This is a genomic window from Pseudoalteromonas distincta, assembly GCF_005877035.1.
Lineage (GTDB): Bacteria > Pseudomonadota > Gammaproteobacteria > Enterobacterales > Alteromonadaceae > Pseudoalteromonas > Pseudoalteromonas distincta.
The window spans coordinates 402072-424528 of record NZ_CP040559.1 but is presented as its reverse complement, the minus strand read 5'-3'; the positions used below and the strand labels follow the sequence as shown (position 1 = coordinate 424528).

25 protein-coding genes are annotated in these 22457 nt (G+C 38.1%); 9 read left to right on the top strand and 16 right to left on the bottom strand.

All coding sequences use genetic code 11. The features are described 5' to 3' along the window. Positions 1–18: 18 nt before the first annotated feature. The 5 genes from FFU37_RS18600 to FFU37_RS18580 all read right to left on the bottom strand — a co-directional run bounded on the left by FFU37_RS18600 (position 19) and on the right by FFU37_RS18580 (position 3909). Positions 19–540 carry a hypothetical protein gene (locus FFU37_RS18600; protein WP_138490270.1) on the bottom strand — a complete coding sequence of 174 codons (522 nt, stop codon included), beginning with the start codon at positions 538–540 and terminating at the stop codon, positions 19–21. Between the two features lie 56 nt (positions 541–596). Continuing rightward, complete coding sequence (locus tag FFU37_RS18595) at positions 597–2135, bottom strand: EAL domain-containing protein (RefSeq protein WP_138490269.1); 1539 nt, start codon at positions 2133–2135, stop codon at positions 597–599. 78 nt (positions 2136–2213) lie between these two features. Continuing rightward, positions 2214–2849 carry an SGNH/GDSL hydrolase family protein gene (locus FFU37_RS18590; RefSeq protein WP_138490455.1) on the bottom strand — a complete coding sequence of 212 codons (636 nt, stop codon included), beginning with the start codon at positions 2847–2849 and terminating at the stop codon, positions 2214–2216. A gap of 8 nt (positions 2850–2857) precedes the next feature. After that, complete coding sequence (locus tag FFU37_RS18585; protein WP_138490268.1) at positions 2858–3370, bottom strand: DsrE family protein; 513 nt, start codon at positions 3368–3370, stop codon at positions 2858–2860. Between the two features lie 65 nt (positions 3371–3435). Further along, positions 3436–3909, bottom strand: coding sequence for a flavodoxin family protein (locus tag FFU37_RS18580; RefSeq protein WP_138490267.1), 474 nt, complete (start codon positions 3907–3909; stop codon positions 3436–3438). A gap of 77 nt (positions 3910–3986) precedes the next feature. Here FFU37_RS18580 and soxR point away from each other — a divergent pair, with 77 nt between their 5' ends. The 3 genes from soxR (at position 3987) to FFU37_RS18565 (ending at position 6606) form a co-directional block, all read left to right on the top strand. Further along, the gene (gene soxR / locus FFU37_RS18575; RefSeq protein WP_138490266.1) at positions 3987–4469 is read left to right on the top strand and encodes a redox-sensitive transcriptional activator SoxR; all 483 of its coding nucleotides are present in this window, start codon (positions 3987–3989) and stop codon (positions 4467–4469) included. A gap of 420 nt (positions 4470–4889) precedes the next feature. After that, positions 4890–5531, top strand: a complete 642-nt coding sequence (locus tag FFU37_RS18570; protein WP_039486589.1) for a hypothetical protein — start codon at positions 4890–4892, stop codon at positions 5529–5531. After that, positions 5521–6606, top strand: a complete 1086-nt coding sequence (locus tag FFU37_RS18565; protein ID WP_039486587.1) for a rhomboid family intramembrane serine protease — start codon at positions 5521–5523, stop codon at positions 6604–6606. Before FFU37_RS18570 ends, FFU37_RS18565 begins: the two co-directional genes overlap by 11 nt. Positions 6607–6819: 213 nt before the next feature. On the opposite strand, the gene FFU37_RS18560 is transcribed toward FFU37_RS18565, so the two are convergent. Both FFU37_RS18560 and FFU37_RS18555 read right to left on the bottom strand, forming a co-directional pair. Then, positions 6820–7338: a DUF6795 domain-containing protein gene (locus FFU37_RS18560; RefSeq protein ID WP_239022734.1), complete on the bottom strand. Its 519-nt coding sequence runs from the start codon at positions 7336–7338 to the stop codon at positions 6820–6822. 25 nt (positions 7339–7363) lie between these two features. Continuing rightward, positions 7364–7747 (bottom strand): DUF1294 domain-containing protein, encoded by a 384-nt coding sequence (locus FFU37_RS18555; RefSeq protein WP_039486583.1) that lies wholly within the window; start codon positions 7745–7747, stop codon positions 7364–7366. Positions 7748–7798: 51 nt separating this feature from the next. Here FFU37_RS18555 and FFU37_RS18550 point away from each other — a divergent pair, with 51 nt between their 5' ends. Continuing rightward, on the top strand, positions 7799–8329 hold the full coding sequence (locus tag FFU37_RS18550; RefSeq protein ID WP_138490265.1) for a hypothetical protein: 531 nt from the start codon (positions 7799–7801) through the stop codon (positions 8327–8329). Positions 8330–8389: 60 nt separating this feature from the next. On the opposite strand, the gene FFU37_RS18545 is transcribed toward FFU37_RS18550, so the two are convergent. After that, positions 8390–8932, bottom strand: a complete 543-nt coding sequence (locus FFU37_RS18545) for a carboxymuconolactone decarboxylase family protein (protein WP_004334524.1) — start codon at positions 8930–8932, stop codon at positions 8390–8392. Positions 8933–9044: 112 nt separating this feature from the next. On the opposite strand from FFU37_RS18545, the gene FFU37_RS18540 reads away from it, so the two are divergent. After that, complete coding sequence (locus FFU37_RS18540) at positions 9045–9632, top strand: TetR/AcrR family transcriptional regulator (protein WP_004334521.1); 588 nt, start codon at positions 9045–9047, stop codon at positions 9630–9632. A 103-nt stretch (positions 9633–9735) separates the two neighbouring features. Here the strand turns inward: FFU37_RS18540 and FFU37_RS18535 are convergent, their stop codons facing one another. The 5 genes from FFU37_RS18535 to FFU37_RS18515 form a co-directional block, all read right to left on the bottom strand. Then, complete coding sequence (locus FFU37_RS18535) at positions 9736–11856, bottom strand: methyl-accepting chemotaxis protein (RefSeq protein WP_138490264.1); 2121 nt, start codon at positions 11854–11856, stop codon at positions 9736–9738. Between the two features lie 107 nt (positions 11857–11963). Beyond that, entirely contained in the window at positions 11964–13181 is a 1218-nt protein-coding gene (arsJ, locus tag FFU37_RS18530; protein WP_138490263.1) for an organoarsenical effux MFS transporter ArsJ, read from the bottom strand. Positions 13182–13205: 24 nt separating this feature from the next. Beyond that, complete coding sequence (locus FFU37_RS18525; RefSeq protein ID WP_138490262.1) at positions 13206–14216, bottom strand: ArsJ-associated glyceraldehyde-3-phosphate dehydrogenase; 1011 nt, start codon at positions 14214–14216, stop codon at positions 13206–13208. A gap of 20 nt (positions 14217–14236) precedes the next feature. Further along, positions 14237–14593 carry a metalloregulator ArsR/SmtB family transcription factor gene (locus tag FFU37_RS18520; protein ID WP_138490261.1) on the bottom strand — a complete coding sequence of 119 codons (357 nt, stop codon included), beginning with the start codon at positions 14591–14593 and terminating at the stop codon, positions 14237–14239. 176 nt (positions 14594–14769) lie between these two features. After that, positions 14770–15198 (bottom strand): organic hydroperoxide resistance protein, encoded by a 429-nt coding sequence (locus FFU37_RS18515; protein WP_138490260.1) that lies wholly within the window; start codon positions 15196–15198, stop codon positions 14770–14772. A 123-nt stretch (positions 15199–15321) separates the two neighbouring features. Here FFU37_RS18515 and FFU37_RS18510 point away from each other — a divergent pair, with 123 nt between their 5' ends. The 3 genes from FFU37_RS18510 (at position 15322) to astB (ending at position 18892) form a co-directional block, all read left to right on the top strand. Then, positions 15322–15756, top strand: coding sequence for a MarR family winged helix-turn-helix transcriptional regulator (locus FFU37_RS18510; RefSeq protein ID WP_007377114.1), 435 nt, complete (start codon positions 15322–15324; stop codon positions 15754–15756). Positions 15757–15801: 45 nt separating this feature from the next. After that, a complete protein-coding gene (locus FFU37_RS18505) occupies positions 15802–16908 on the top strand; it encodes an L-dopachrome tautomerase-related protein (RefSeq protein WP_138490259.1) in 1107 nt (368 codons plus the stop codon). Between the two features lie 637 nt (positions 16909–17545). After that, on the top strand, positions 17546–18892 hold the full coding sequence (gene astB / locus FFU37_RS18500) for an N-succinylarginine dihydrolase (RefSeq protein ID WP_138490258.1): 1347 nt from the start codon (positions 17546–17548) through the stop codon (positions 18890–18892). A gap of 81 nt (positions 18893–18973) precedes the next feature. Here the strand turns inward: astB and FFU37_RS18495 are convergent, their stop codons facing one another. Beyond that, positions 18974–19828 carry a mechanosensitive ion channel family protein gene (locus FFU37_RS18495; protein WP_007586226.1) on the bottom strand — a complete coding sequence of 285 codons (855 nt, stop codon included), beginning with the start codon at positions 19826–19828 and terminating at the stop codon, positions 18974–18976. A gap of 274 nt (positions 19829–20102) precedes the next feature. Between FFU37_RS18495 and FFU37_RS18490 the strand changes: the two genes are divergently transcribed. Further along, positions 20103–20783, top strand: a complete 681-nt coding sequence (locus tag FFU37_RS18490) for an SDR family oxidoreductase (protein WP_138490257.1) — start codon at positions 20103–20105, stop codon at positions 20781–20783. A 698-nt stretch (positions 20784–21481) separates the two neighbouring features. On the opposite strand, the gene FFU37_RS18480 is transcribed toward FFU37_RS18490, so the two are convergent. Further along, positions 21482–21862: a hypothetical protein gene (locus FFU37_RS18480; RefSeq protein WP_039486545.1), complete on the bottom strand. Its 381-nt coding sequence runs from the start codon at positions 21860–21862 to the stop codon at positions 21482–21484. A gap of 131 nt (positions 21863–21993) precedes the next feature. Next, positions 21994–22383, bottom strand: coding sequence for a hypothetical protein (locus FFU37_RS18475; protein ID WP_052201258.1), 390 nt, complete (start codon positions 22381–22383; stop codon positions 21994–21996). Positions 22384–22457: the final 74 nt, after the last annotated feature.

The window sequence follows — 22457 nt, the reverse complement described above, 5'->3', positions numbered from 1 at the left end:
ACTAAGCTTTAGGGGTAATTATTCTATTGTCTCTTTTAATTTATTTAACGCATCAACCGAAAAACCTCGATCATAAAAGTATAAAATTTCGCCGCTGCTATTTATAAGTACCACACGAGAGTTATTTGGGCTTTGATTACCTGTAAACTTTTGAACTGTCTCGCCATCTTTATAAATAGTGATTACCCCACCCCATAATTCTTTAGGGATGCCTTTGCGCATACCGCTGTCTATAAATGTGCTAAACATACGTGGTGCCATGCCGGCAATGGTTGGTAGTTCGTATGTAGGGAGCGTTACGCCCGCCATATCTAAACCAATTAACCAACGGTCTATATCAAACTGGCTGTCTTGCTTGTACCCAATGAGCAGTAATGTTTTATCTGCTTTAAAATCACTAGGTATAGTTACTATACTTTGCTCTAAGCTTTCGCCACTAATGCTTGGAAACTGCTTACCTGTTAATTGCTGGTTTGGGTACTGTGTTGTACATGCGCTAAGTAGTAAAAGTGCAAAAGCACTTAATGTTAATTTGATCATAATAAACCTAATATTTATAAATTTCATACCGATACGTTTAGTATGGCAGCTGAGATCTAAAAATGCTGACTAGTTATATAATTTTTAAATTTAGACGCAGTCATGGGCTTACCGTACTTCCAGCCTTGTCCGTAATGCACACCCGCTGTTTTTAAAATGGCTTCTTGCTCAGTGGTTTCAATTCCTTCTGCTACACAGGTATAATTAAACTTATGCACAAGTTCCATAATATTCGGGATCATAGAGGCTTTTAAGCCCTCAGTTGCTATATCTTGAACAAACGTACGGTCAATTTTAAGTTGATGAAAACTCAAATTTTGTAAGTTTCTTAAATTTGAATACCCCGTACCAAAGTCATCTAATGATAAGTTAAATCCCGATTCAACCAAGGTTCTAAAATGAGCATGCGCGATGCTTGTATCAAGGTATTCGTCTTCAGTTATCTCTAAACAAATAATAAAGCGTGAATTGGTAAGCTCTGTAATTTGTGGCAGCAACGACACGTTACCCAGCTCTACATCACACGGAAATATATTAAGCGACACTTTAAAGCCTTCAGGCAATACCTCTATAGAAGTTAACTCTTTGATTGTGGTGGCAATCATGGCCTCAGTAAAAGTCCAGGTTAAATTGTTTTTTCTAATAACCGGAATAAACTCATCTGGAAATAAAACACCGTACTTATCTTCAAAACGGGCAAGTACCTCGCAACCAATCAGCTTGCCACTTTGCAAACAAATAATAGGCTGGTAAGTCCAATAAAATGATCCCTTTTTGAGTCCTTTACGAATACGCTGATTAATAGAGCGACGTGCAGCAATTCTTGCATTTACCATTAGCGCACTCGATACACCAGCTAAGCAGGTTAAAATTAAGGAGATGATTAATAAAAAGTGGTTATTAGAAAAGAACTGACTCCAAGGCAAATGCACTGCTGCGCAGTAGTTCTCATTTTCAGTACTACAAGCAACACCCGTTTCATACGGTAAATAGCTGTCGCCACTTATTTTACTATAAGTGCCTTTTGTACCTGCTAAATGATGCAGTTCCTCGGAGTCTCTATATACAACTTCCCAATTTTTGGACCCAATACTCGCAGAGTTGAATGCCTTTGACTCCATGATCAGGTTAAAATTACCTTGGCGAACGATTACCACTTCCATAGGACGTCCGGTAAATAATAATAAATACAACTGCGGCTCAAAACGTACACGTACATCCTCATCTTTACGGATATAGTCAGGCTCAAGGTCGTTTATAACACTGCTTAGCAAACCAGCTCCAGTTGTACACATTAACTGGTTACCAATAAAAAAACCGATATCAATCACATATTGTGAATCAAATAAAACACGCCGCATTTCAAGCAATGTAGTTTCATCGCACTGCTTGAAGCCAAACTTATTAAGAGGTGTAAGCACACTGCGACGCTCTAATACAGCAGAGTCAACATGTTTAAGAATGTGTTTAGTATCGGCATTGATTTGAGTAGTGAGTTCTTGCGCTGCAAAATAGAGCAAAATGAGACAGCCAGTTATAAAAACTAACACCCCTGTTAGAACGGCTATAATCGATTTTTTTTGGTACTTTTCCATAGCATCCTGAGATTGTTAATTTATATCACTAATTTATTAGATGATTGCATAAGTCGCATTAAATTCACACAGATAGATTTAACAATTATTGAGTGAGTTTTGAACCAATTGCGCTATTTTAAAGCCTATTGCCAAATGTTGGATATCATCAAAATGAATCCCATCACCATCTGTTATGTTAATAAACGAATTAAAATCAATAAAAGCACACTTATTATTAGCTGCAACGCTTTTAAATGCACTAGAGAGCTCTGTTGCTTTTGTATCAGCCTCTTCATAAATACGTGAATACTGCTCGGTAATTCTTATTCTAGGTGGGCTAGCAATAATAATTTTAGGGGATTTTAAAGTACTACCTTGCTGATAATAAATGTGTATTGAGTTAATTAAATCATTCAAGCCATCTGCTATTAAAGTAGGTGTTAAATTAAAACGTTTTTTAAGATCGTTTGTACCAAGAGCTATAATAATAAAGTCGAGATCATGCTTATCCAAATAAGGCTTTAAATAGCTAACACCATTGAGCACACCGTCAAACGGGGGATTATGCACTAAAGTGCGATTAGGTTGCCCAGCCTCTATTACGTTAAAACCACACCCTAAGTTTTTATTTAAAAGTGATGTCCAACGGGTATTTTCATCCAAACGTTTACCCGTTTCAGGGTTTAAGCCCCATGTATTTGAATCCCCAAAGCAGAGAATATTTTTTGTTATTTGAGTCATTAAAATGGATTGAGCGTATAGCCTTGCTGTTGAAGTTGTGCGTGAGCGGTCATAGCCGAAAGCGACATTTTTACACCCTTAATTAAAAGCGCTGGCATTACTTTAAAGTGAGTAGCAGATTGCCCGCAAACATACACTTTAGTGTTGTTTGCTAGTAGCTGCTCAATTAACGCTTGGTTTTTATTGTCAGCGTTAAAACGTTTTTTATATTCGCTATTAGCTAACACATCAACACTTGCGCTGCCGTGCACAACTAATGCAAGTTGTATGTTTTCAGGCTTTACGCCATGCGCCACATGCATGTTAATAAAACGCGCTAGCGAATTTATTGAATTATTTTGCGTGCCTTTTTCAGCGCCATCAGCAACATCAAATGCTATTTTAAATACCGTAGCGTCATTAATTTCATCATGCTTGGGGACATTGTAATAATTACCATACCCCTTAATTGGTTGCTCTGTTGCATATATTAAAGGGCTAAAAAGCAGCACTAACAATAGTAAATATTTCATAAAACAATCCTGTGTTTTTTAAGATTATTACTAAACTACCAGAGACAACCAAAAAAGGCTGCAATTTAAGCAACTTTTTGGGTACTTTTATGGCTGTGGTTAATAAACTGCATACCTAAATAACTAAACGTATTTTTAAACTGCTCTACAAAACAGGCGGGGGCTTCACTTGATGACGCATTAGAAAGCACTGAAAAATGCTTACTGCGTAAATTACGAAGCTTAGGTTTTAATACTTCATCGTCCATATAATCGGTTATTCTATCGATAAATAATTTCATTTGTACCGTGGTGCTGTACCAATAAACAGGAGACGCAAACACCCAATGATCATATTTTAAAAGTGCTTCAAACACAGCGTAAAAATCATCATTTTTATAGTTTTTGTTATAGCAGTACGGCGCAATTTTATAATCATCTAAGCATATTACACGCACAGTATTTTGCTCTGCAAATCCATTAACGTGCGCCTGTGTATTACCATTTTTGCGTGCGCTTGAATAAATAATAACAGTGCTACGCTCAAGTTTTTGTTGCATTTAGTTAGCTCCTTTTTTAATGTTGAAAGAAGCTTAAAACCTCAAGTTATATTGAGGTCAATCGGAAATTAAAAATAATGCCAATAGATCAAAAAAAACTAACTGAGGCCAACTTAACCGTGGGCTATGTAGCAAAGCGTAGCGGCGTAAAAGTATCAACCCTGCATTTTTACGAAACAAAAGGACTAATACGTAGCTGGCGCAATGGCGGCAATCAACGCCGCTATAAAAAAGATGTACTGCGCCGCATAGCGGTAGTAAAAGCCGCACAAGCAATGGGAATAACCCTTGATGAAATTAAACAAACACTGGCCACATTACCTGATCAGCGCACACCCACACAAAAAGACTGGGCAGCCCTTTCAAAGCAATGGCAAGCACAGCTGGACGAGCGAATAGCGTATATGCAGCGTTTGCGAGACAAGGTAGACAGCTGCATAGGATGTGGCTGTTTATCACTGAAAAGCTGCCCTATTTATAATAAAGACGACCATTTAGGCAAAACACAAAACGGTGCAGTATTTTTAAATTCAAAGGTTGAAAGTATTTTTCAAGAATGACCTTTGTTATATATTTAAAATAAAAACTAATTAGCCATAACTTAGTATTATCAATTTTATATATTCCAATATACTTACCTCATGAGCAAAACATAGCTTTTCTAGCACAGAATTCTTATTTGCTTTAACTGTTAAATGAGGAAGAGCCATGGCTGCTTGTTTTATTTTTAATCACAAAGTAATCAATTGAAACCTTTAACAGTTTTGATATGGGGATTTTAGTAGTTGTGCACTTAAAGTATAATTACTAAAGATTCATTACCCACTCTCCTTAGGAAATGAGTAAAGTTTACGTCTGCATGTACATGCAGGTCGAAACGTAAAAAAGTATATTCAATACGGATAGTAGCATTGCTAACTGGTTAATTTTTAAGTATTCTTGTGCGCTTAAAAAGGAAGCAATATTCAAGGAACAAACTGTTGGAACCAACTAATCCCACCCCTGACAACAATACAAAACCACCTGTAGTTACTCAGAAACTCACTCAAGCCCTTAAAACGGTCGATCATAAAGAGCTCAAAAGTACTGGTTTTTGGTTAAATCAATTTTTTATGGTTATTTCTACCGTATTTGGTGTTTATTTGGCTGCTCAAAGCGGTTTAGAACAAGCGCTTAAGTTCGATTCATTTAGCAAAATGGAAGATAACTACTATTTGCGTACATCGCTCTATGACGAAGTTAATGATAACGCAAATACGGTAGCTAAGTATGCAGAACGCTTAGCGAAGAGCCCGCCAAAATCAGAAATGGAATTTTTTAAACCCACACTTGAGCAGTACATATGGAAAACCATGCAGTTTTCGCCTACTACGCTTGAAACACCAAGTGAATTTTTGACTAAAATACGTCGGTTTTATTCTCGAGCTGATTTTATCATTAATGCCGCAATAGAAAGAAAAATGTCTGCTAAGCAGGCTTCTATCGAATTAGCAAAAATAACAGACTCAATTAAAACTCAAACGCTACCCGCACTAAAAAATAGCGCTAAACAATTAAAAATGGAATTACAGCAGAATGACATTTCTGTTGGTTCGTTAAAGGAGCTAGAAAATGCCAACTAAGAGCTGCCCACATTGTAAAGACCATCCATTAGAAGTAACCAATTATCAAGGCGAAGAAATAGATATTTGCCGTGAATGTGGTGGCTTATGGTTCGAAAAAAATGAAGTAAATCGGATGATTTCCGAAATAAATGAAGGCCCTGAAGGTGATAAATTTGAAACTCACTTTGGTGAAGCATTAGGAATTTCTGAGCTTGACTGCCCTGATTGTAAAAAAAGCTTGGAACGTTTTCACTTACTTGAAGCTTTTCATACCGAAATAGATGTTTGTAGACACTGCGATGGCACATGGATTGATAAAGATGAGCTTGAAAGTGTTGAAAATAGCCCTGAAATAAAAGCGAGTTTAGGCGAGCTAAATCAAAAAGTAAGTTGGAAAACTTACTTGTTCCAATTTTTAACGCAAATGCCTGTTGAATATAATATTAAGCCACAAAAGACCCCCTGGGTAACTCGCGGTCTTATTGTCTTAAACACACTGATTTTTGCACTTTACTTTTTAAACCCGAGCTCATTTAGCTACGTCATTGATAACTTTGCCATGACACCTGCAGATTTAAGTAAAGGTAATGAGCTATGGACTGTATTAACTTGCGTATTTTTACATGGTTCCATAATGCATCTAGTTGGCAATATGTACTTTTTATATATCGTTGGCGATAACTTAGAAGATGTTTTAGGACACAAGCGCTTTTTGTTGTGGTACTTGGCCTGTGGTCTACTCGCATCATTTGCTAGCTACATTGTAAACCCTATGTCGAATATTCCAGGCGTGGGTGCCAGTGGTGCGATAGCCGGTTTATTTGGCATGTATCTGATGTGGTTTAGGCACGCAAGCCTCACTTTTATGTTTGTAATTTATCAGAAGAAACTTTCTGCGGTATGGTTTTTTGCTATTTGGTTAGGATTTAACATTTTTGGTGCAGTAACAGGCCCTGATGGCATTGATTATGGTGCACATATTGGTGGCTTTATAGCTGGACTAATTATTGGTTATATTTTGAAAAGTAAAATATTAGAGCAAAACCCTATAATTCGTTTACTAAACCAAAAAGAAGCACAGTTAAAACGTTAATCATCATATTAAAGCCACTAATAGATGAACATTGGTGGCTTTATCAAACTTCTCACTAATTTCTATAACTTATACCAATCCGCAATAATACTTAATCATTTTGCGGGGCTAAACGTGTCGCTACCTGCGTTAAAAAATTCTCATTTAGAACAACTAAATAGCGAACTTTTTGCCTAGCTATCAACACGTTTTTCCGCCCTCAAAATAGACCACTTAATTAAGCGAATTGATATTACAACGCGTATAAACTGTATAAAATTGACCGGTGTTTTTTATCGGTATATCGTACGTTGTAGCCTCTTCACTAAGTTCGCATTCAAAGTTATTTAATATATCAGACAGCAGTGCTTGCTCTTCGGTGAACTGTATTGTGGTATACCACAAGATTGAGTCTTCATCTTTTTTGTTTCCAATATAAATACTCTGTAGCAAAGAGCTATTAAAAAACATGTTTGAAGGCTTTGAACTACGTATTGTTTTATTATCGAAATAAAAGTAACCATTGTTATCACTTATGGCTTCATCAATATAAGTATCACCGTAAATCAGCTCTCTTGTTACTTTAACGCCCTGTTGGGGCTCACCATTATTTAATAGTCTGCCTTTTACAGGCAACGACAACGTAACGTTTTGTTTATTAAAAAACCCAAACATGTCTGCACATCCTTGCAATGGTATTAATAAAAATAAAATAAGCGTTAAGGTCACGCCAGCCGATCTTGTATTAGTCATAAAAAGTCCTTTTCCTATTTATACTTTAACCTAACAATAAATCTGGAAAATAAATAGCGATAATACTGCATCCCGCATTTATTAAAATACATAACCACAACATCACTATAAAACGTCGCTTTTGCGATTTATGGCGAAGTAATTGTTGAGCAAGTAATGCCCCCGGCCATCCTCCAAATAATGCAAGTAGTTGCAGTGTGCGCTCTGGCGTACGATTTACTTTTTTATGTGAAGAGCGCTTAGCTTGTCGCTTATCCCACGCGTACATTAAAAAAGTGATAGCACTTAATACACTTATATAACCAGGTACATATATTGGTATATATACAGGTAAGTATTGCAGTAGGTAAGCCAGCCAAATGGCGGCTAAATAAAGTAATGAGAATGTGATTAATATTTTCTTTATCAATTAATTATCGCCTATACTTGGCATTGGTATTACAAAAACAAGAGCCAAATTATGACATATTTTAAAGCGATATTCTTAGTCTTATGCTTATCAACATTTAGTAGCTATGCATCCGATACACCCACCAACCTTGATAAAGAACTTGCCGTATTTAAGCCCTATTTAGGAACTTGGCAGGCTGACTTTAAAGTACCTGAAGGTGCTAAAAAAATACAAGATGTTGGCCGTTGGGAGCGTGCTTTAAACGGTAAAGCGATACATACCAAGCACTCTATTAATGAAGGTGAGTATGGCGGCGAGTCGATGATTTTTTACGACAGTAAAAAAGAGTCTTTGGTATTTTACTATTTCACAACCGCAGGATTTTATACAAAAGGCACTATGAAAGTGCTCAGCCCCACTCAATTTGTAGCCTATGAAGATGTAACTGGTAGCCAAGATGGTATTACAAAGGTTAAATCGATGAGTGAACTAAAAGACGATAAATTTATTGTTTCGACCTCTTATTTAAAAAAAGGTGAGTGGACAAAACCCGAACAACGTATTTATACACGCAGTACAAAAACGGTTAAATTTAAATAGCTGTGATTTAAAAGCACAAAAGACAGCCTAGGCTGCCTTTTGTCATTTATAAAACCGTATTTATTTTACGTATTTTTTAAATGGCGCGTCTACTGGTGTATCAGCAAGGTGATTAGTGTAGTTGCTCATTACTTTTTGAGACAAGCCTACAATAATTTCAAGTAGCTGTTGCTTAGCGTAACCTGCGGCAAAGAATTTTTCGATTTGCTCATCGCTGATCACGCCACGTTCACGTGTCATTGCGAGTGTAGTTTCACGAAGAGTTTCTAGCTTAGGGTTTTCAAGTGGTGTTTTGTTAACAAGTGCGTCAACAATACCTTGATCAACCTTCATTGCCGCTGCAATGCCACTGTGAGCAGGAACACAGTAATGACAGTCGTGCTCTACGTTAATTGATTGCCATACTACTGTTAGCTCTTCTGCGTTGAATGATGTTTTTTGAAACAACTCATGCAGTACTTGATAACCTTTAAGTAATGTTGGTGCTTCAGCCATTACTGCATGTAAGTTAGGAAGCATACCAAATGCTGCTACTGAATCAGCTAGTAACGGTTTTGCTTCTTCTGGTGCGTTTTCTTGAGTGTATAAAGTAAATTCGGCCATGGTTAGCTCCTAATAATTAATAGTTTTAAGTAACTTCGAGACACATAGTATTTGATTTTGAGCGACTGTTCAAGTTAAAATTGAGCAAATGTTCAAATTGATTGAGAATGATATGGCTAATAAGGTTAAATTTGAACGCGAGAATGTAGTTCGCGTTGCTAGTCAGCTATTTTGGCAAAAAGGTTTTCATGCAACCTCAACGCGTGACTTACAAGAAGCCGTTAATATGCGCCCGGGTAGTATTTACTCTGCGTTTGGCTCTAAAGAAGGTCTATACTGCGAATCGCTGAAAGATTACACCGTACAAATGAAAACCCAAATAGAAGGGTTTTTATCAAGTGCCGATACAGTACTTGGTGGATTACGTGCGTTTGTTGAAAACGTGGTAATTAAAACAAAAGATTGCAGCCCAAGCGCTATTTGTATGCTAGTTAAAGCAAACAGCGAGTTTGCAGAAAAAGATTCAAACCTGTATGAGCTAAGCTTAGATTTAACAGCTCAATTTGAAGCTTATTTAACGCAATTATTTAACCAAGCAATAAACAAAGGTGAGTTAAGTAACACGTTGACCGCTGTTGAATATGCGCGCTTTTTTCAAGTGCAATTTACAGGTTTACGCGGTTATTTTAATCGTCCTAATGTAGAGCAATTTGCTGAGCCAATGATCAACCAAATGTTTATGTTGATTAAAAAGTTATAAATAGCAGTTATCGAGCATTCTCAACAAGTTACATTTATTCTACTAAATAAAAATGGCCAGTATTAACTGGCCATTTTTTTGTGCTTAAAGCTTAATTTGTAAGTTACGTTTTAAGCTTATTTAGTTCATTATCTTGCTGGGCAACAAGTGCATTAAGAGCTTCGCTGCTATCCCCTGCTTGTGTAGATAAGTCAGCAAGTTGCGATGCGGCATCAGAGATAAGCGTTAAATTACGGTTTATTTCTTCAGTCACTAAACTTTGCTCTTCAGCAGCGGTGGCAATATGTGTAATTTGGTTGGTTATTTCATCAACTTTAACAACAACACTGTGCAGAGCATCAAAAGCTACTGATGTTTCATCAACGGCATTTTGTGCACGTACTACGCCTTTTTCAATAACGGTAGATGCGTTACCTACTTCAGATAATAAACTATCAATTAGTTGGCTTATGTCATCTGTTGATGAACGCGTTTTAGAAGCAAGTGCACGTACTTCATCGGCAACAACGGCAAAGCCGCGCCCATGTTCACCAGCGCGCGCAGCTTCAATAGCAGCGTTAAGTGCAAGTAAATTTGTTTGTTCTGAAATAGTACGAATTACATCTAATATTTGCGTAATGTCTTTACTACGCGAAGCAACTTTTTCAACGGCTTGGTTAGCTTCTTTAATTTCTTCAGACATCGTTTTAACTTGCGTCATCGCAGATGATAAGCTCGACTCACTGCTCACTACCAAGCTATTTATTTCATCGGCTTGTTGGGCTGATTGCTCTGATGCTCTGGCTACTTCGAGTGCTGTTGCGCTCATTTCGTTCATAGCCGTTACCACACTTTCAATTTCTTGAAATTGAGATTGCACATTATGCTTTGTATCAATAGCTATGTGTTGTGCTATTTCGCCTTGCTGCTTGGTTTGATCAGACACCGTTTTAAGCTCAGAAATTAAATCACGTAGCTTTGCTAAAAATCGGTTAAATCCACCAGCTAATGCAATAAGCTCAGCGTGACTATCAACATGCAATGTATGTGTTAAATCACCTTCAGAACTTGCGAGGTTATCAACCCGCTGTTGAATTTGCTGTAGCGGCGCTATTACACCTGCTATTACTAATTTCATAATAACAAAAGCAACCACAGCAATTACTAAGCCTGTTATTAAAATAATAAATCTGAGTGATGTTGCTGTCTCTTGCATGTTTTTTTCTAGCGCTTCAGGCCCTGCAAGTGCTAGAACTGTAGGTACTTCTATGATTAATGACCACTGAGTGTTAGCTAGTTTTATATTAATTGGGTAGTTAACTAAATACTCGCTAGGCGTTTTAAAGAGACCATGTTGGCCTTTAAATTTAACCAGCTCACTGTAAGTGTTGCTACTAACCGCTTCTTTAAATGGGCGGCCTAATTTAGATTTATAGTGACTGCTGCCTACAATTAAACCTATATCACTTAAAAGTGTTACTTTTGCTTGGCCGTTGTAAAGCTCGCTCGACAGCTTTTCGGTTAAGCCCTGAAAAGTTGGGAGCGTTAAATCAACGCCAGCTAAACCAATAAACTGACCTGACTTTAAAATAGGCACAGTTAACGAAGTTAGCATTACTGAGTCGCCCGATGGGATTTCGTATAAGTACGGTTCCATAATACAAGGCTTAAGCGTGTCTTTTGCACATAAGTACCAATGCGCTTCGCGAATACCAAATTCGTTTAAAGAGGTTATATATTTATCGGCAGCATTAGCTACTTTTTGCTGCTCAATAGCCCCACTTGGATCACGTGTTATATAAACTTCTAACGTACCATCACCATCAACAGAGTGTTTATAGCCCTTGTTAAAGCTCGAATCTTGCCCGTCAAACGCGTTTGCTTCAAACTGAGAGTAGATAGATGAAAGTAATGTGTTTTGTTCTAAAATAGAGCGATTTATACTTACTACCGTATCGCGGCTCAGGGTTTCGCTTTTTGCTGCGTCACCTAATAAAGCAGCCAATGAATAAGGAATGCGGTAAGCTTCATTAATAAAGCCGGCAATTTTTTCTCCGTATCCAGCTGCATGAGCATTAAGCTTTTCTTCTACTTCTACAGTAATGTACTCTTCAGATTTAGTCGCTAACTGCTTATTACTTGATGATAACTGCCACCACAAAATGCCTGATAACACTAGTACAGTTATAAATATACTACCGACACTAAGCCAGAGTAACTTTTTTGCTAACGATATTTCTCGCATTCATTACACCCTTTAAATTAAAACTACTGATACAGTTTAGTAGATCTAATCAATGAAGCTATGAATATCGTTAAACAAATTGAATTTAATACAATACGTTGAGTTTTTTAAAGTTTAGCTAACCGTGCTGTTGTAATTGCGGCTAAAACTAATAAACACACACTTACCCATAAACACGCACTAAGCCCATATACTTGAAAAACCCAACCAGAAAGCACCGTACCAAGCAAACGCCCTATCGCATTGGCCATATAATAAAAGCCAACGTCGAGTGACACTCCATCGTTTTTAGCAAAACTTACTATTAAGTAACTGTGCAGCGATGAATTTACAGCAAATACACCACCAAAAATAAGTAAGCCTATAACAAGCGTAAAATGTACCGCTATATCCAATTGCATCAACAACGCTAAAATGCCAGTTACGCCACTCAATAAAGCAACCCACCAATATGCTTTTTTGACCGAATGTGAAGTTGAATCACCTTGCCCAGTTATTCGCGGTGCTTGCGATTGCACCAGCCCATAAGCAATTACCCACGAAGCCATAAAACCGCTGACCCACCAATGATCCCAGTTAAACTGAGCGGCTAAGTAAACAGGTAGTGCAACTACAAACCATACATCGCGCGCCGCAAACAAGCATAAACGCGCTGCACTAAGTAAGTTAATTGCCCGCGATTTAGAAAATAATTCTTTAAACTTAGGTTTGTTTTTAGCTTTACCAATATCGCCTTTTAAAAAAATTAAACTAATAACCCACGCAACACTAAGTAAAATAATTAGACTTATTAATGCTCCCATAAAACCAAATACAGTTAGTAATAAGCCGCCTAAAAAAAAGCCCACCCCTTTTAAAGCATTTTTAGAGCCCGTAAGTATGGCAATCCATTTATATAATTGGCTTTGCCCTGCATCGTCTTGTGGTACTAAATACTTAATGGCGCTCTTTGCACTCATTTTATTTAAGTCTTTTGCTATGCCACTCAGTGCTTGCGCTGCCATAACATAGGCAACGGTTAGCCAATCCCCTGGCACGCAAAGCATGGCTAAAGCGACAAGTTGTAGCCCAAGCCCTACATTCATGGTTTTGTTCAACCCTAAATGCGCGCCAAGCCAACCACCTACTAAATTGGTGAACACCCCAAATATTTCATAAAACAAAAACAACATGGCTATCGCAAATGCGCCATAACCCAACTGATGAAAATACAGCACCACCAACATGCGTAGCGCACCATCAGTTAAAGTAAATGCCCAATAGTTACCAGTAATTATTAAATATTGTTTTATAGAGCTCGGTAAGTTAGCTAACTGCGCAAACATAGCGTTAAACCTTTTTAAACGAGATTAAACCAAATCACTTTGTGCAACTTTAAGCATTAGCTCAGCAGTACGGTTTGCATAACCCCACTCGTTATCGTACCAAGCGTATAGTTTAAGTTGAGTGTTGTTAATTACCATGGTTGAAAGCGCATCAATAATGCAGCTGCGCGGATCTGTTTTGTAATCTATAGATACAAGCGGTCTTTCTTCGTAGCCTAAAATACCTTGTAACTCGTTATTTGCAGCGTCTTTAAACCACGTGTTTACTTCGTCTTGTGTAACACCTCGCTCGAGCTCAAAAACACAATCGGTAATTGATGCGTTAGTAAGAGGTACACGCACGGCATGGCCGTTTAATTTACCTTTAAGCTCAGGAAAAATATGCGTAATAGCCGTTGCACTACCGGTTGTAGTAGGAATTAAACTTGTACCGCACGAACGCGCACGGCGTAAATCTTTATGAGGGGCATCAATAATTGTTTGGGTATTAGTAATGTCGTGAATAGTAGTCATTGAGCCGTGTTTAATGCCCACTTTTTCTTGCAGTACTTTTACTATTGGCGCTAAACAGTTAGTAGTACACGAGGCGGCTGTAACAATTTTATGCTCACTTGGGTTATAAAGATCATCGTTTGCACCCATTACTACATTTAAAATACCGTCTTCTTTTACAGGTGCGGTTACCACAACACGCTTAACACCTTGTGCTAAATATTGATTTAACAGCTCAGTGGTTTTCATTTTACCGCTGGCTTCTATTACTACATCGCAATCTGACCAATCAGTTTCGTTTATGGTTTTGTTGTTGGTAACTGCAATCGTATGCTTACCCACACTAAAGCTATTATCATCACTAGAAACCTGTTGTGCTAAGCGCCCGTGTACTGAGTCAAACTCAATTAAATGTGCGTGGGTTTTAGCATCGCCCGCTACATCATTTACTTTAATAAACTCTATTTCTGGCCAATCAACTGCTGCACGCAGAGTTAAACGTCCCATACGGCCAAAACCGTTAATACCTACTTTAATAGTCATAATTAAATACCTTTAATAAGTTAGTTACAGCAGCTAGTAATACGTTCAGGGCGATTACCCATAACATTTAAGCGCGTTAAATCGTTTTCATAAAATGAAGGGTTGGCAGTAAGCGTTTGCATTAATACATTTTTAGCCCACTCTGGTAGGGCTTTATTAATACTGTAATAAACCCATTGATTTTGTTTACGGTCGCTCAACAATCCGCATTGTCTTAACTGCGCTAAATGGCGAGACACTTTAGGCTGGCTTAGCTCAAGTGCAGTAACCAGTTCGCATACACATAGCTCTTCTTGATGGCTAATGAGCAGCATTGCTTTTAAACGCGTATCGTCCGCTAGGCATTTATAAAATTGAAGTGGGTTGAATTGTTCCATATTGTCCTCGCAGTTTTATTGCACATACAATAAAACAAAAACAGAACATATGGAATAGTGAATATATGATTTTTTGTATATTTATTTAACGACTCATTTTTATTAAACTCCACGCACAAAAAAGCCCAGAGGCAAAACCACTGGGCTATTACAGTATTAGTTAACTTAGCAATTAATTAAATAACTGAAAGCTCTACTTCAATATTGCCACGTGTTGCGTTTGAATATGGACATACTTGGTGCGCTTTATCTACAAGCGTTTGCGCTGCAGCTTTATCCATATCACCTAGTGACACAGCAAGTTTTACTGCAATACCAAAACCGCCTTCAATCGCGCCAATAGATACTTCAGAATTAATATGCGTGTCGCTTGGTAAATCTATTTTTTCGCTACCTGCTACAAATTTTAGTGCGCCAATAAAACACGCAGCATAACCTGCGGCAAATAATTGCTCAGGGTTAGTGCCTTGACCGTCGTCTCCGCCTAAGCCTTTAGGTGTTGATAGTTTTACATCTAAACGACCATCATCAGATTTAGCTACGCCTTCGCGGCCGCCAGTTGCAGTTGCTTTTGCTGTGTAAGCTACGTTTTGTAATACATTCATAATGAACTCCAAAGTTTAGTAATTAATTTAGTTTGTGTGCAAAATAATAGAACAAGTAATTAGAGATTGCAAATACTTTGCATGCAAATTAAAATACCATGTATCGAAATAAAGGATAACGTTATGCCGTTTGAGCAATTAAAGTTAAAAAATCAGTTATGTCATCGGTTATATATGGCATCTAACAGCATTGCGCGTGCGTATCGCGAGCCTTTAAACGAGCTAAATTTAACTTACCCGCAATACGTAGTAATGATGGCGCTGTGGGAGCAAGACGAAATAACAATTGCAGAGCTAGTAGATAAAACCGCGATAGATGGCGGTGCAATGACTCAAATACTCAAAAAAATGAGCGACAAATCATTACTGGCTGTTATTAAAGATGAGCACGACAAACGCAAACGCCTAGTTCAGCTAACCCAGCATGGCCAATCACTTAAGTTAAAAGCAGCCGATATTCCTAAAAATATTTTATGTAAATTTGATAGTGTAGATGCAACACAAGCGAAGCAGTTAATGCAGCTGCTCGATTTAGTAGTAAACGACTTAGCCGATTAGGCTCTTAATTTTTAAACAATAAACGTGTTTTAAAAGGTTTTAAAAATGACTCATATTAAAAAATTACTATTAGCAGCGGCGTGTAGCACGGCACTTTTAGGTAGCAGCGCCGTAACTGCTAACACCGCTGGCCAAAATGCTGATTTAAAAACAGTAGCGACTTTTGATGCGCAGCACCCACCGGGCAACATTGCTATTACCCCATCGGGCAGAAAGTTTTTATCTGTGCATGGCTTTTTTGGCCAAAAGCAAAAAATTATGGAGCTTTTAAGCGATGGTACAACTAAGCCCTACCCTAATGAAGAGTGGGCATACGCGTACAATAACGGTAAAGGTTTTTACGACGTACTTGGCATAAATGTATCAAGCGATGGCGTTTTATGGATGCTTGATACTTCAGGGCCCGATCACGCTGGGCGCTTAGTAGGTTGGGATACAAACAAAGAGCAACTGCACAAAATTATTTATCTGGCTAAACCGACCATTACCGACACCTCGTTTTTGAACGATTTAGTCATCGATAATAAGCATGGCGTTGTATACATTGCCGACACAGCACAAGGCAGCCAAGCCGCTATTATTACGGTTAACCTTAAAACAGGTGTAGCACGCAGAGTGTTACAAAATAGCCATTACACCACAGCCGAAAATATCGATATGGTTATTGATGGGCGCACAATGAGCCTTGGCGGACAACCTGCCCGCTTAGGTGTTAACCCTATTACGCTTGACCCTAACGAAGACTGGCTTTACTTTGGCTCAATGTCGGGCACGTCGGTTTACCGCATTGCCACCAGCGATATAAATAACAAGAGCCTTTCGGGTAAAGCACTTGAAGACAAAGTTACGCGTTACGGCACTAAGCCAATTTCAGATGGTATTATTGTTGATGGCGGCGGTAACGTATATGTAACCGACATAACCAATGGCGCAATTGGCGTAGTTAAACCCACTGGCGACTACGAAGTATTATTTAAAGACGAACGTTTGAGCTGGCCTGATGGTTTTAGTTACGGAGCCGATCATAAAATATACTTTACCGTTGACGATTTACATAATTCGCCTGTACTTAATAATGGCAAAAATCAAAGCCACGGTAAGTTTAAAGTAATGTCGTTCGAGCCTTTAGTAAAAGGAAAAGTAGGCCGCTAATTTACTTTTTAAGTGACTACATTTTTTAAAAAGCCTTGCACATTTAAGTGACCCAATAGTTGCATGGCTTTTTGTTAAAAACACACCACGTTGGTGCATCTTTTAGTAATATTTCACCTCTTTGGTGCTAACCCTTAAGTATGTATTTACACTTAAATACTAAACACCTGATTTCTATTCATAAAATATTCAAGTTAATGTTGGCATACTTCTTTCTATAAACTGATGTGTTCAGTGAAAATACCAAGGAAAAACCATGTTCAACTTATACCATACCCTTTACCTTTTATGGCGTTTAGACATTAGCGTTTGGCAAGTTAATGATCCAACAAATACCCATACCACCGCTGACAAAGAGCGCGTCTATGTTAAGTAACATCGTATTGTGTAAAGGCTTGGCATAAAGCTTAAATGTAAAAACCTACTTTAGGCTAAGCTTTTGCACACTATGAAATTTATGTGTACATTTTAATTAAACTTCAAATTAATCGTTCAATATAAAAACAACCCCCTTGTAATAAACTCAACATTTAAAAACATCGAAAAAATTAGTAAAAACACTGCGTTTATAACTTTGCAAGCAGCCCTATTGCGTTGTATTGTTGCATCCTATTGAAAATTTTTAGTTGGAACGTGTATGCACGCTTTGGAAGTTAATTTTGATGGCTTAGTTGGCCCTACTCACAACTACGCTGGTTTATCGTATGGTAATGTTGCCTCGTTAAATAACGCAGCAAGCTTTTCAAATCCTCAAGAGGCTGTGCTTCAAGGCCTTGAAAAAATGAAAGCCATGCACGACAAAGGCCTAACTCAAGGTGTATTTGCCCCTCATGCGCGCCCCGACTTAAACGTACTGCGCCGCTTAGGCTTTACCGGTAATGATGCACAAGTAATTCACAAAGCATTTAAAGCAGATCCTATTTTATTACGCGCGTGTTATTCAGCGTCTGCAATGTGGACAGCCAATGCTGCTACGGTATCGCCATCTCCTGATACAACCGACGGCAAAGTACATTTTACTTCAGCTAATTTAAATAATAAGTTTCATCGTTCATTAGAGCCTGCAACCACTACGCGCTTATTAAAAGCGATGTTTAATAACGACAAATACTTTGCGCACCATACCCATTTACCAGACCAAGGCTTTTTTGGCGACGAAGGTGCAGCAAACCATACTCGTTTTTGTGACAGCCACGGCGAGCAAGGCCTTGAAATGTTTGTATTTGGTGCCAGCGCGTTTAACAGCCAATTACCAAAACCAGCTAAATTTCCTGCAAGGCAAACACTAGAAGCCTCAGAAGCAATTTGTCGCTTACATAACTTAAAAGATTCAAGCCAAATTTTACTACAGCAAAATCCAGACGTAATAGACCAAGGCGTTTTTCATAACGATGTAATTGCAGTAGGTAACGCCAACGTATTACTGTGCCACCAGCAAGCATTTTTAAACCAAGCTTTGGCACTTCAAGATATTCGCAAAGCATATGTGGGCAATAAAGAATTTTACATTATTGAAGTACCTACCGATAAAGTAAGCATTACCGACGCTGTAAGTAGCTACTTATTTAATAGCCAGCTTGTGAGCCTTGAAGATGGTTCAATGCTGTTAGTGGCACCACAAGAGTGTAAACGCAACAGCGCAGTTAACGCCTACATTGAAGAAATGATTATGGCTGATAACCCAGTAAATCAAGTACAGTTTTTTGATTTACGCCAAAGTATGCAAAATGGCGGCGGCCCTGCTTGTTTGCGTTTACGTGTAGCCCTTAACGAGCAAGAACTTGCTGCAGTAAACCCAGAGGTTATTTTAACTGATACTAAATACACACAACTGTGTGACTGGGCAAAACGTAACTACCGCGACAAATTAGGCGCAAGTGACTTTGCAGATTCAGCCCTATTAACTGAAAGCTACCAAGCACTTGATGAGCTTACACAACTACTTAATTTAGGTTCAGTGTACGACTTTCAATTAGAAGGTTAATACATCAGCCTACACAAAGGCTAATACAAAAATAGCGAGCCAAGGCTCGCTATTTTTATTTGTGCTTATGTTAATACATATTTAAGCATCTTTGTTAACAGTTATTGCCGATGCCATAGACTCTGATATATGCAGCGTACGCTGCGGAAACGGAATACTCAGCCCTGCGCCTTCAATAGCTTCTTTAACACGTTTATTTAAATCCCACACAGTTTGCCAATAATCACCATTAACAGCCCACGCACGTAATTGAATGTTCACTGCGCTTTCGCCTATTGATGTCACCATTACTTTAGGTGCAGGCTCTGCGAGTAATCGGCTCTCTGATGCGGCTAATTCTTTAAGTACATTTAAGCCAACATCAATAGAGTCGGCATACGAAATCCCCACCACTATATCCATTCGTCTTTTGCCATTACGGGTAAAGTTTTTAATATTGCCACCCCACACTTTGCCGTTAGGCGATGCTATATAAAGACCGTCGGTGGTTTTAAAAATAGTGGTAAATAGGTTTATTTCACTCACAGTACCTAGTGTGCCACTGGCATCAACAAAATCGCCTATTTTAAAAGGTCTAAGTATTAGCAGCATAATACCCGCAGCAATATTGCTCAGCGTATTTTTAAGGGCTAAACCAATCGCTAAACCAGCAGCCCCCATTAGCGCGATTAAGCTTGCCGTGTTTACGCCAAAAATATCTAAAATAAATAGACCGCCAATTATATAAACTAAATAACCAGCAATACTCGATAAAAGAGGAAGCAGCGTACTATCCACTCTTTTTAACGGGGATTTAGAGTTTTTAATCGCTTTTTTAACCGATCGTGCAATTAAGGCACTCGCAACTAATATCACCAACGCTAAAATCACCTTGTAACCTAAAGTGATGATTGTTTCTGAATGGCTTTGCCAAAACGCTAAGAGTTTATCTTTCATGTTTGTTCCGATAAATGTGGCTGAAACTCAGCAAAATAATGGTTAAATCTAATAAAACCGACTTCAAAAGAAGTGGCGCGAGTATATAGAATAAAAAATTTAAACCTACCTTTTTTAATCACTTATTCCAATTTTAATAACGGCCTAAAAACCATGGTTATTAGAATATAAAACACCGCCATTTATGGCTAATTTATAGCGACTATTCAATGTAGGTTAATCGTTTATTGGTATGGTGATTTTAAGTTTTTAACGTTCATTAAAGAGGTCATCTATGGCAAAAGAAAAAATAGTACTTATAACTGGTGCTTCAAGTGGCATTGGCGAAGCAACCGCAAAAACCCTTGTTAACAACGGCCATAAAGTAATACTTACCGCTAGACGCGAAGATAAGTTAACGGAGTTAGTTGAGTCGCTAGGCTCAGATAACGCACTGAGCGTAGCCGCAGATGCAACCGACTTTACCGCACTTGAAAACGTAGTTACCAAAGGCATTGAAAAGTTTGGCCGGTTAGATGTAGCCTTTGCTAACGCGGGCATGGGCGTTTCAACCGCTGGCACCGAAAAAGGCGACCCAGATGAGTGGTCAACTATGATTGACATAAACATTAAAGCCCTACTGTGGACTGCAAAATTAACACTGCCGCATTTACGCCAAAACAAAGGTCACTTTATATTAACCAGCTCTGCCGCTGGCCGTAAGCCAATTGGTGGCTCTATTTACGGTGCCACTAAATGGTTTGCTTATGGCTTTGGACAAAACTTAGCTGAGGAAATAAGCGAATGGAATGGCCGCTGCACAACCATAGCACCAGGCATGGTAAACACCCCATTTTTTGATGAAGCTAAACCCGACAAACTCGACCCACAAGATGTAGCCGACGCCGTACTGTTTGCTATTGAAGCAAACCAGCGCAACAGCGTACGAGAAATCTATTTAATGCCAACTAATTAAATGTAGCTTGGTCGATTTTGGCTATCAGGTTTAATGCTAATGGCGTTAAACCTGATAGTTGCTTGCGTTAAATATAGGTAGATGTTCGCAAGTAAAATAGGGCGAAAGTAATGGGTGTTTAAAGGCTTTGTTATACATCAGAACTAAAGCCCACGTTGCCACCGTTTTGGATAGATACCTTTAAATACGATATTAATAAGTTCTTGTCGGTCGATATATCCTTTCTTGCACTTAATGCCATAGTAAAAGCAGGCAAATAAAGCGCAAAATGTGTATAGCGATAAACAGAGAATTAAGAAGCATAATGTGAACACTACCAATACAGTATCACCATCGTAGCTACGGATTGGTATATCTGACTCGACACCAAAACTTGAAGTAACGACAAAGAACAGGGGAGGATGCAGTTGCAATCCCAAATAAGCAACCAACGCCGCCAACTTTAGCAGACTGCGACTAAAAGTAAGATTTTAACTTTCTTTGACTATTAATTGCTCGAATTAGCACAACACTTTTCCTAGGATATATAACGAGGCTGTAGGGTAACTCAAACAGCCAAAATTAATTAAAAAACGACCTTCTGTAATTAACTCTAAGCGTTTTTAAAGCATTACAAAATTTAGGTTGGGTGTCACTGTAATTCACGCAGGAGCAAAACCAACTGTTTTTTGTCCTGATTGAATCGTCTTGTTATATTTTCAGTTCACAACAACGGGTACGTTTATAGATATACCACAGCCATCTCCGTAGCTAAGAATTAAGCTATGCTTTTCAATAGCATCGGCTTTTACGAGAAACCACACTTTAGCCTCACCTTCGTCTTCAAATATTTTTAGTGCGGAATAAAAAACTGGGTTATTTTTATTACCTATAATGATCCCGGCTAAATTAAATGATTGCCCGTCAATTTCTTGAGGAATTGAAACTGAAATACTATATGTGCTTTCATTTAACACACTATTTATTTTAAATTTACTTGCATAGGCAGCATCCCATTTTGCATTTTGTTCTTCAGTTTCAATACAACTTGTTGCATTGGCAAAGAATGTAAAGAAATATAATGCTAATAGAATTCGCATACTCAACCTGCTTTGAAAATATAACGCTTACATAAGCGGAAAATTAAAGTTGGCTATAATGTTTGAGGAACGAAAAACAGCCAACTGTGATTTTTTCGTTTAATGTTCTTGTTATAAACCCTAGCGACAAATTAAAGATTTATTACAGTCCATATTATTAAAAGTGTACAGATGGCAGTCAATAGTGGCCAAGGCCTTGGCTCAACCATATTAGAATTTGCTTTGTACTTTGAATTTTTATAAATGCTGTAAACTAACAAAATTGAAGAGGTTAAAATTACCAATAATAACTTGTAGCTATCTGATATCCAGTTTAATCCTGCACTTGAAATACCTAAATAAAAAGCATTAATTAATAACCCTGCAATAAAAATTAATACCCCAATAAAAAAATACTTTTCTTTGTGAGCATTAACAGGTGTGCCACATAAAGGGCAAACATAGTTTCTATGTCTTCCTTTAGGAGTAAGATCTCTTGCGACTATAGAACTTTGACATTTCTTACATTTTAATTGAGACATAACTCTGACTTAGACTGGGTTTATAACGCCGTTGTAACCGGCTAAAAATAGTTGGCTATAATTTGTGAGGCACG

Excerpts from the sequence above, each read along its gene's own strand:
- FFU37_RS18600 (WP_138490270.1), bottom strand. The coding sequence starts at position 540 with ATGATCAAATTAACATTAAGTGCTTTTGCACTTTTACTACTTAGCGCA.
- FFU37_RS18475 (WP_052201258.1), bottom strand. The coding sequence starts at position 22,383 with ATGTCTCAATTAAAATGTAAGAAATGTCAAAGTTCTATAGTCGCAAGA.
- FFU37_RS18495 (WP_007586226.1), bottom strand. The coding sequence starts at position 19,828 with ATGAAAGATAAACTCTTAGCGTTTTGGCAAAGCCATTCAGAAACAATC.
- FFU37_RS18540 (WP_004334521.1), top strand. The coding sequence starts at position 9,045 with ATGGCTAATAAGGTTAAATTTGAACGCGAGAATGTAGTTCGCGTTGCT.
- FFU37_RS18490 (WP_138490257.1), top strand. The coding sequence starts at position 20,103 with ATGGCAAAAGAAAAAATAGTACTTATAACTGGTGCTTCAAGTGGCATT.
- FFU37_RS18525 (WP_138490262.1), bottom strand. The coding sequence starts at position 14,216 with ATGACTATTAAAGTAGGTATTAACGGTTTTGGCCGTATGGGACGTTTA.
- FFU37_RS18560 (WP_239022734.1), bottom strand. The coding sequence starts at position 7,338 with ATGACTAATACAAGATCGGCTGGCGTGACCTTAACGCTTATTTTATTT.
- FFU37_RS18515 (WP_138490260.1), bottom strand. The coding sequence starts at position 15,198 with ATGAATGTATTACAAAACGTAGCTTACACAGCAAAAGCAACTGCAACT.
- FFU37_RS18550 (WP_138490265.1), top strand. The coding sequence starts at position 7,799 with ATGACATATTTTAAAGCGATATTCTTAGTCTTATGCTTATCAACATTT.
- FFU37_RS18535 (WP_138490264.1), bottom strand. The coding sequence starts at position 11,856 with ATGCGAGAAATATCGTTAGCAAAAAAGTTACTCTGGCTTAGTGTCGGT.
- astB (WP_138490258.1), top strand. The coding sequence starts at position 17,546 with ATGCACGCTTTGGAAGTTAATTTTGATGGCTTAGTTGGCCCTACTCAC.
- FFU37_RS18585 (WP_138490268.1), bottom strand. The coding sequence starts at position 3,370 with ATGAAATATTTACTATTGTTAGTGCTGCTTTTTAGCCCTTTAATATAT.
- FFU37_RS18580 (WP_138490267.1), bottom strand. The coding sequence starts at position 3,909 with ATGCAACAAAAACTTGAGCGTAGCACTGTTATTATTTATTCAAGCGCA.
- FFU37_RS18510 (WP_007377114.1), top strand. The coding sequence starts at position 15,322 with ATGCCGTTTGAGCAATTAAAGTTAAAAAATCAGTTATGTCATCGGTTA.
- FFU37_RS18520 (WP_138490261.1), bottom strand. The coding sequence starts at position 14,593 with ATGGAACAATTCAACCCACTTCAATTTTATAAATGCCTAGCGGACGAT.
- FFU37_RS18565 (WP_039486587.1), top strand. The coding sequence starts at position 5,521 with ATGCCAACTAAGAGCTGCCCACATTGTAAAGACCATCCATTAGAAGTA.
- FFU37_RS18595 (WP_138490269.1), bottom strand. The coding sequence starts at position 2,135 with ATGGAAAAGTACCAAAAAAAATCGATTATAGCCGTTCTAACAGGGGTG.
- soxR (WP_138490266.1), top strand. The coding sequence starts at position 3,987 with ATGCCAATAGATCAAAAAAAACTAACTGAGGCCAACTTAACCGTGGGC.
- arsJ (WP_138490263.1), bottom strand. The coding sequence starts at position 13,181 with ATGTTTGCGCAGTTAGCTAACTTACCGAGCTCTATAAAACAATATTTA.
- FFU37_RS18545 (WP_004334524.1), bottom strand. The coding sequence starts at position 8,932 with ATGGCCGAATTTACTTTATACACTCAAGAAAACGCACCAGAAGAAGCA.
- FFU37_RS18505 (WP_138490259.1), top strand. The coding sequence starts at position 15,802 with ATGACTCATATTAAAAAATTACTATTAGCAGCGGCGTGTAGCACGGCA.
- FFU37_RS18480 (WP_039486545.1), bottom strand. The coding sequence starts at position 21,862 with ATGCGAATTCTATTAGCATTATATTTCTTTACATTCTTTGCCAATGCA.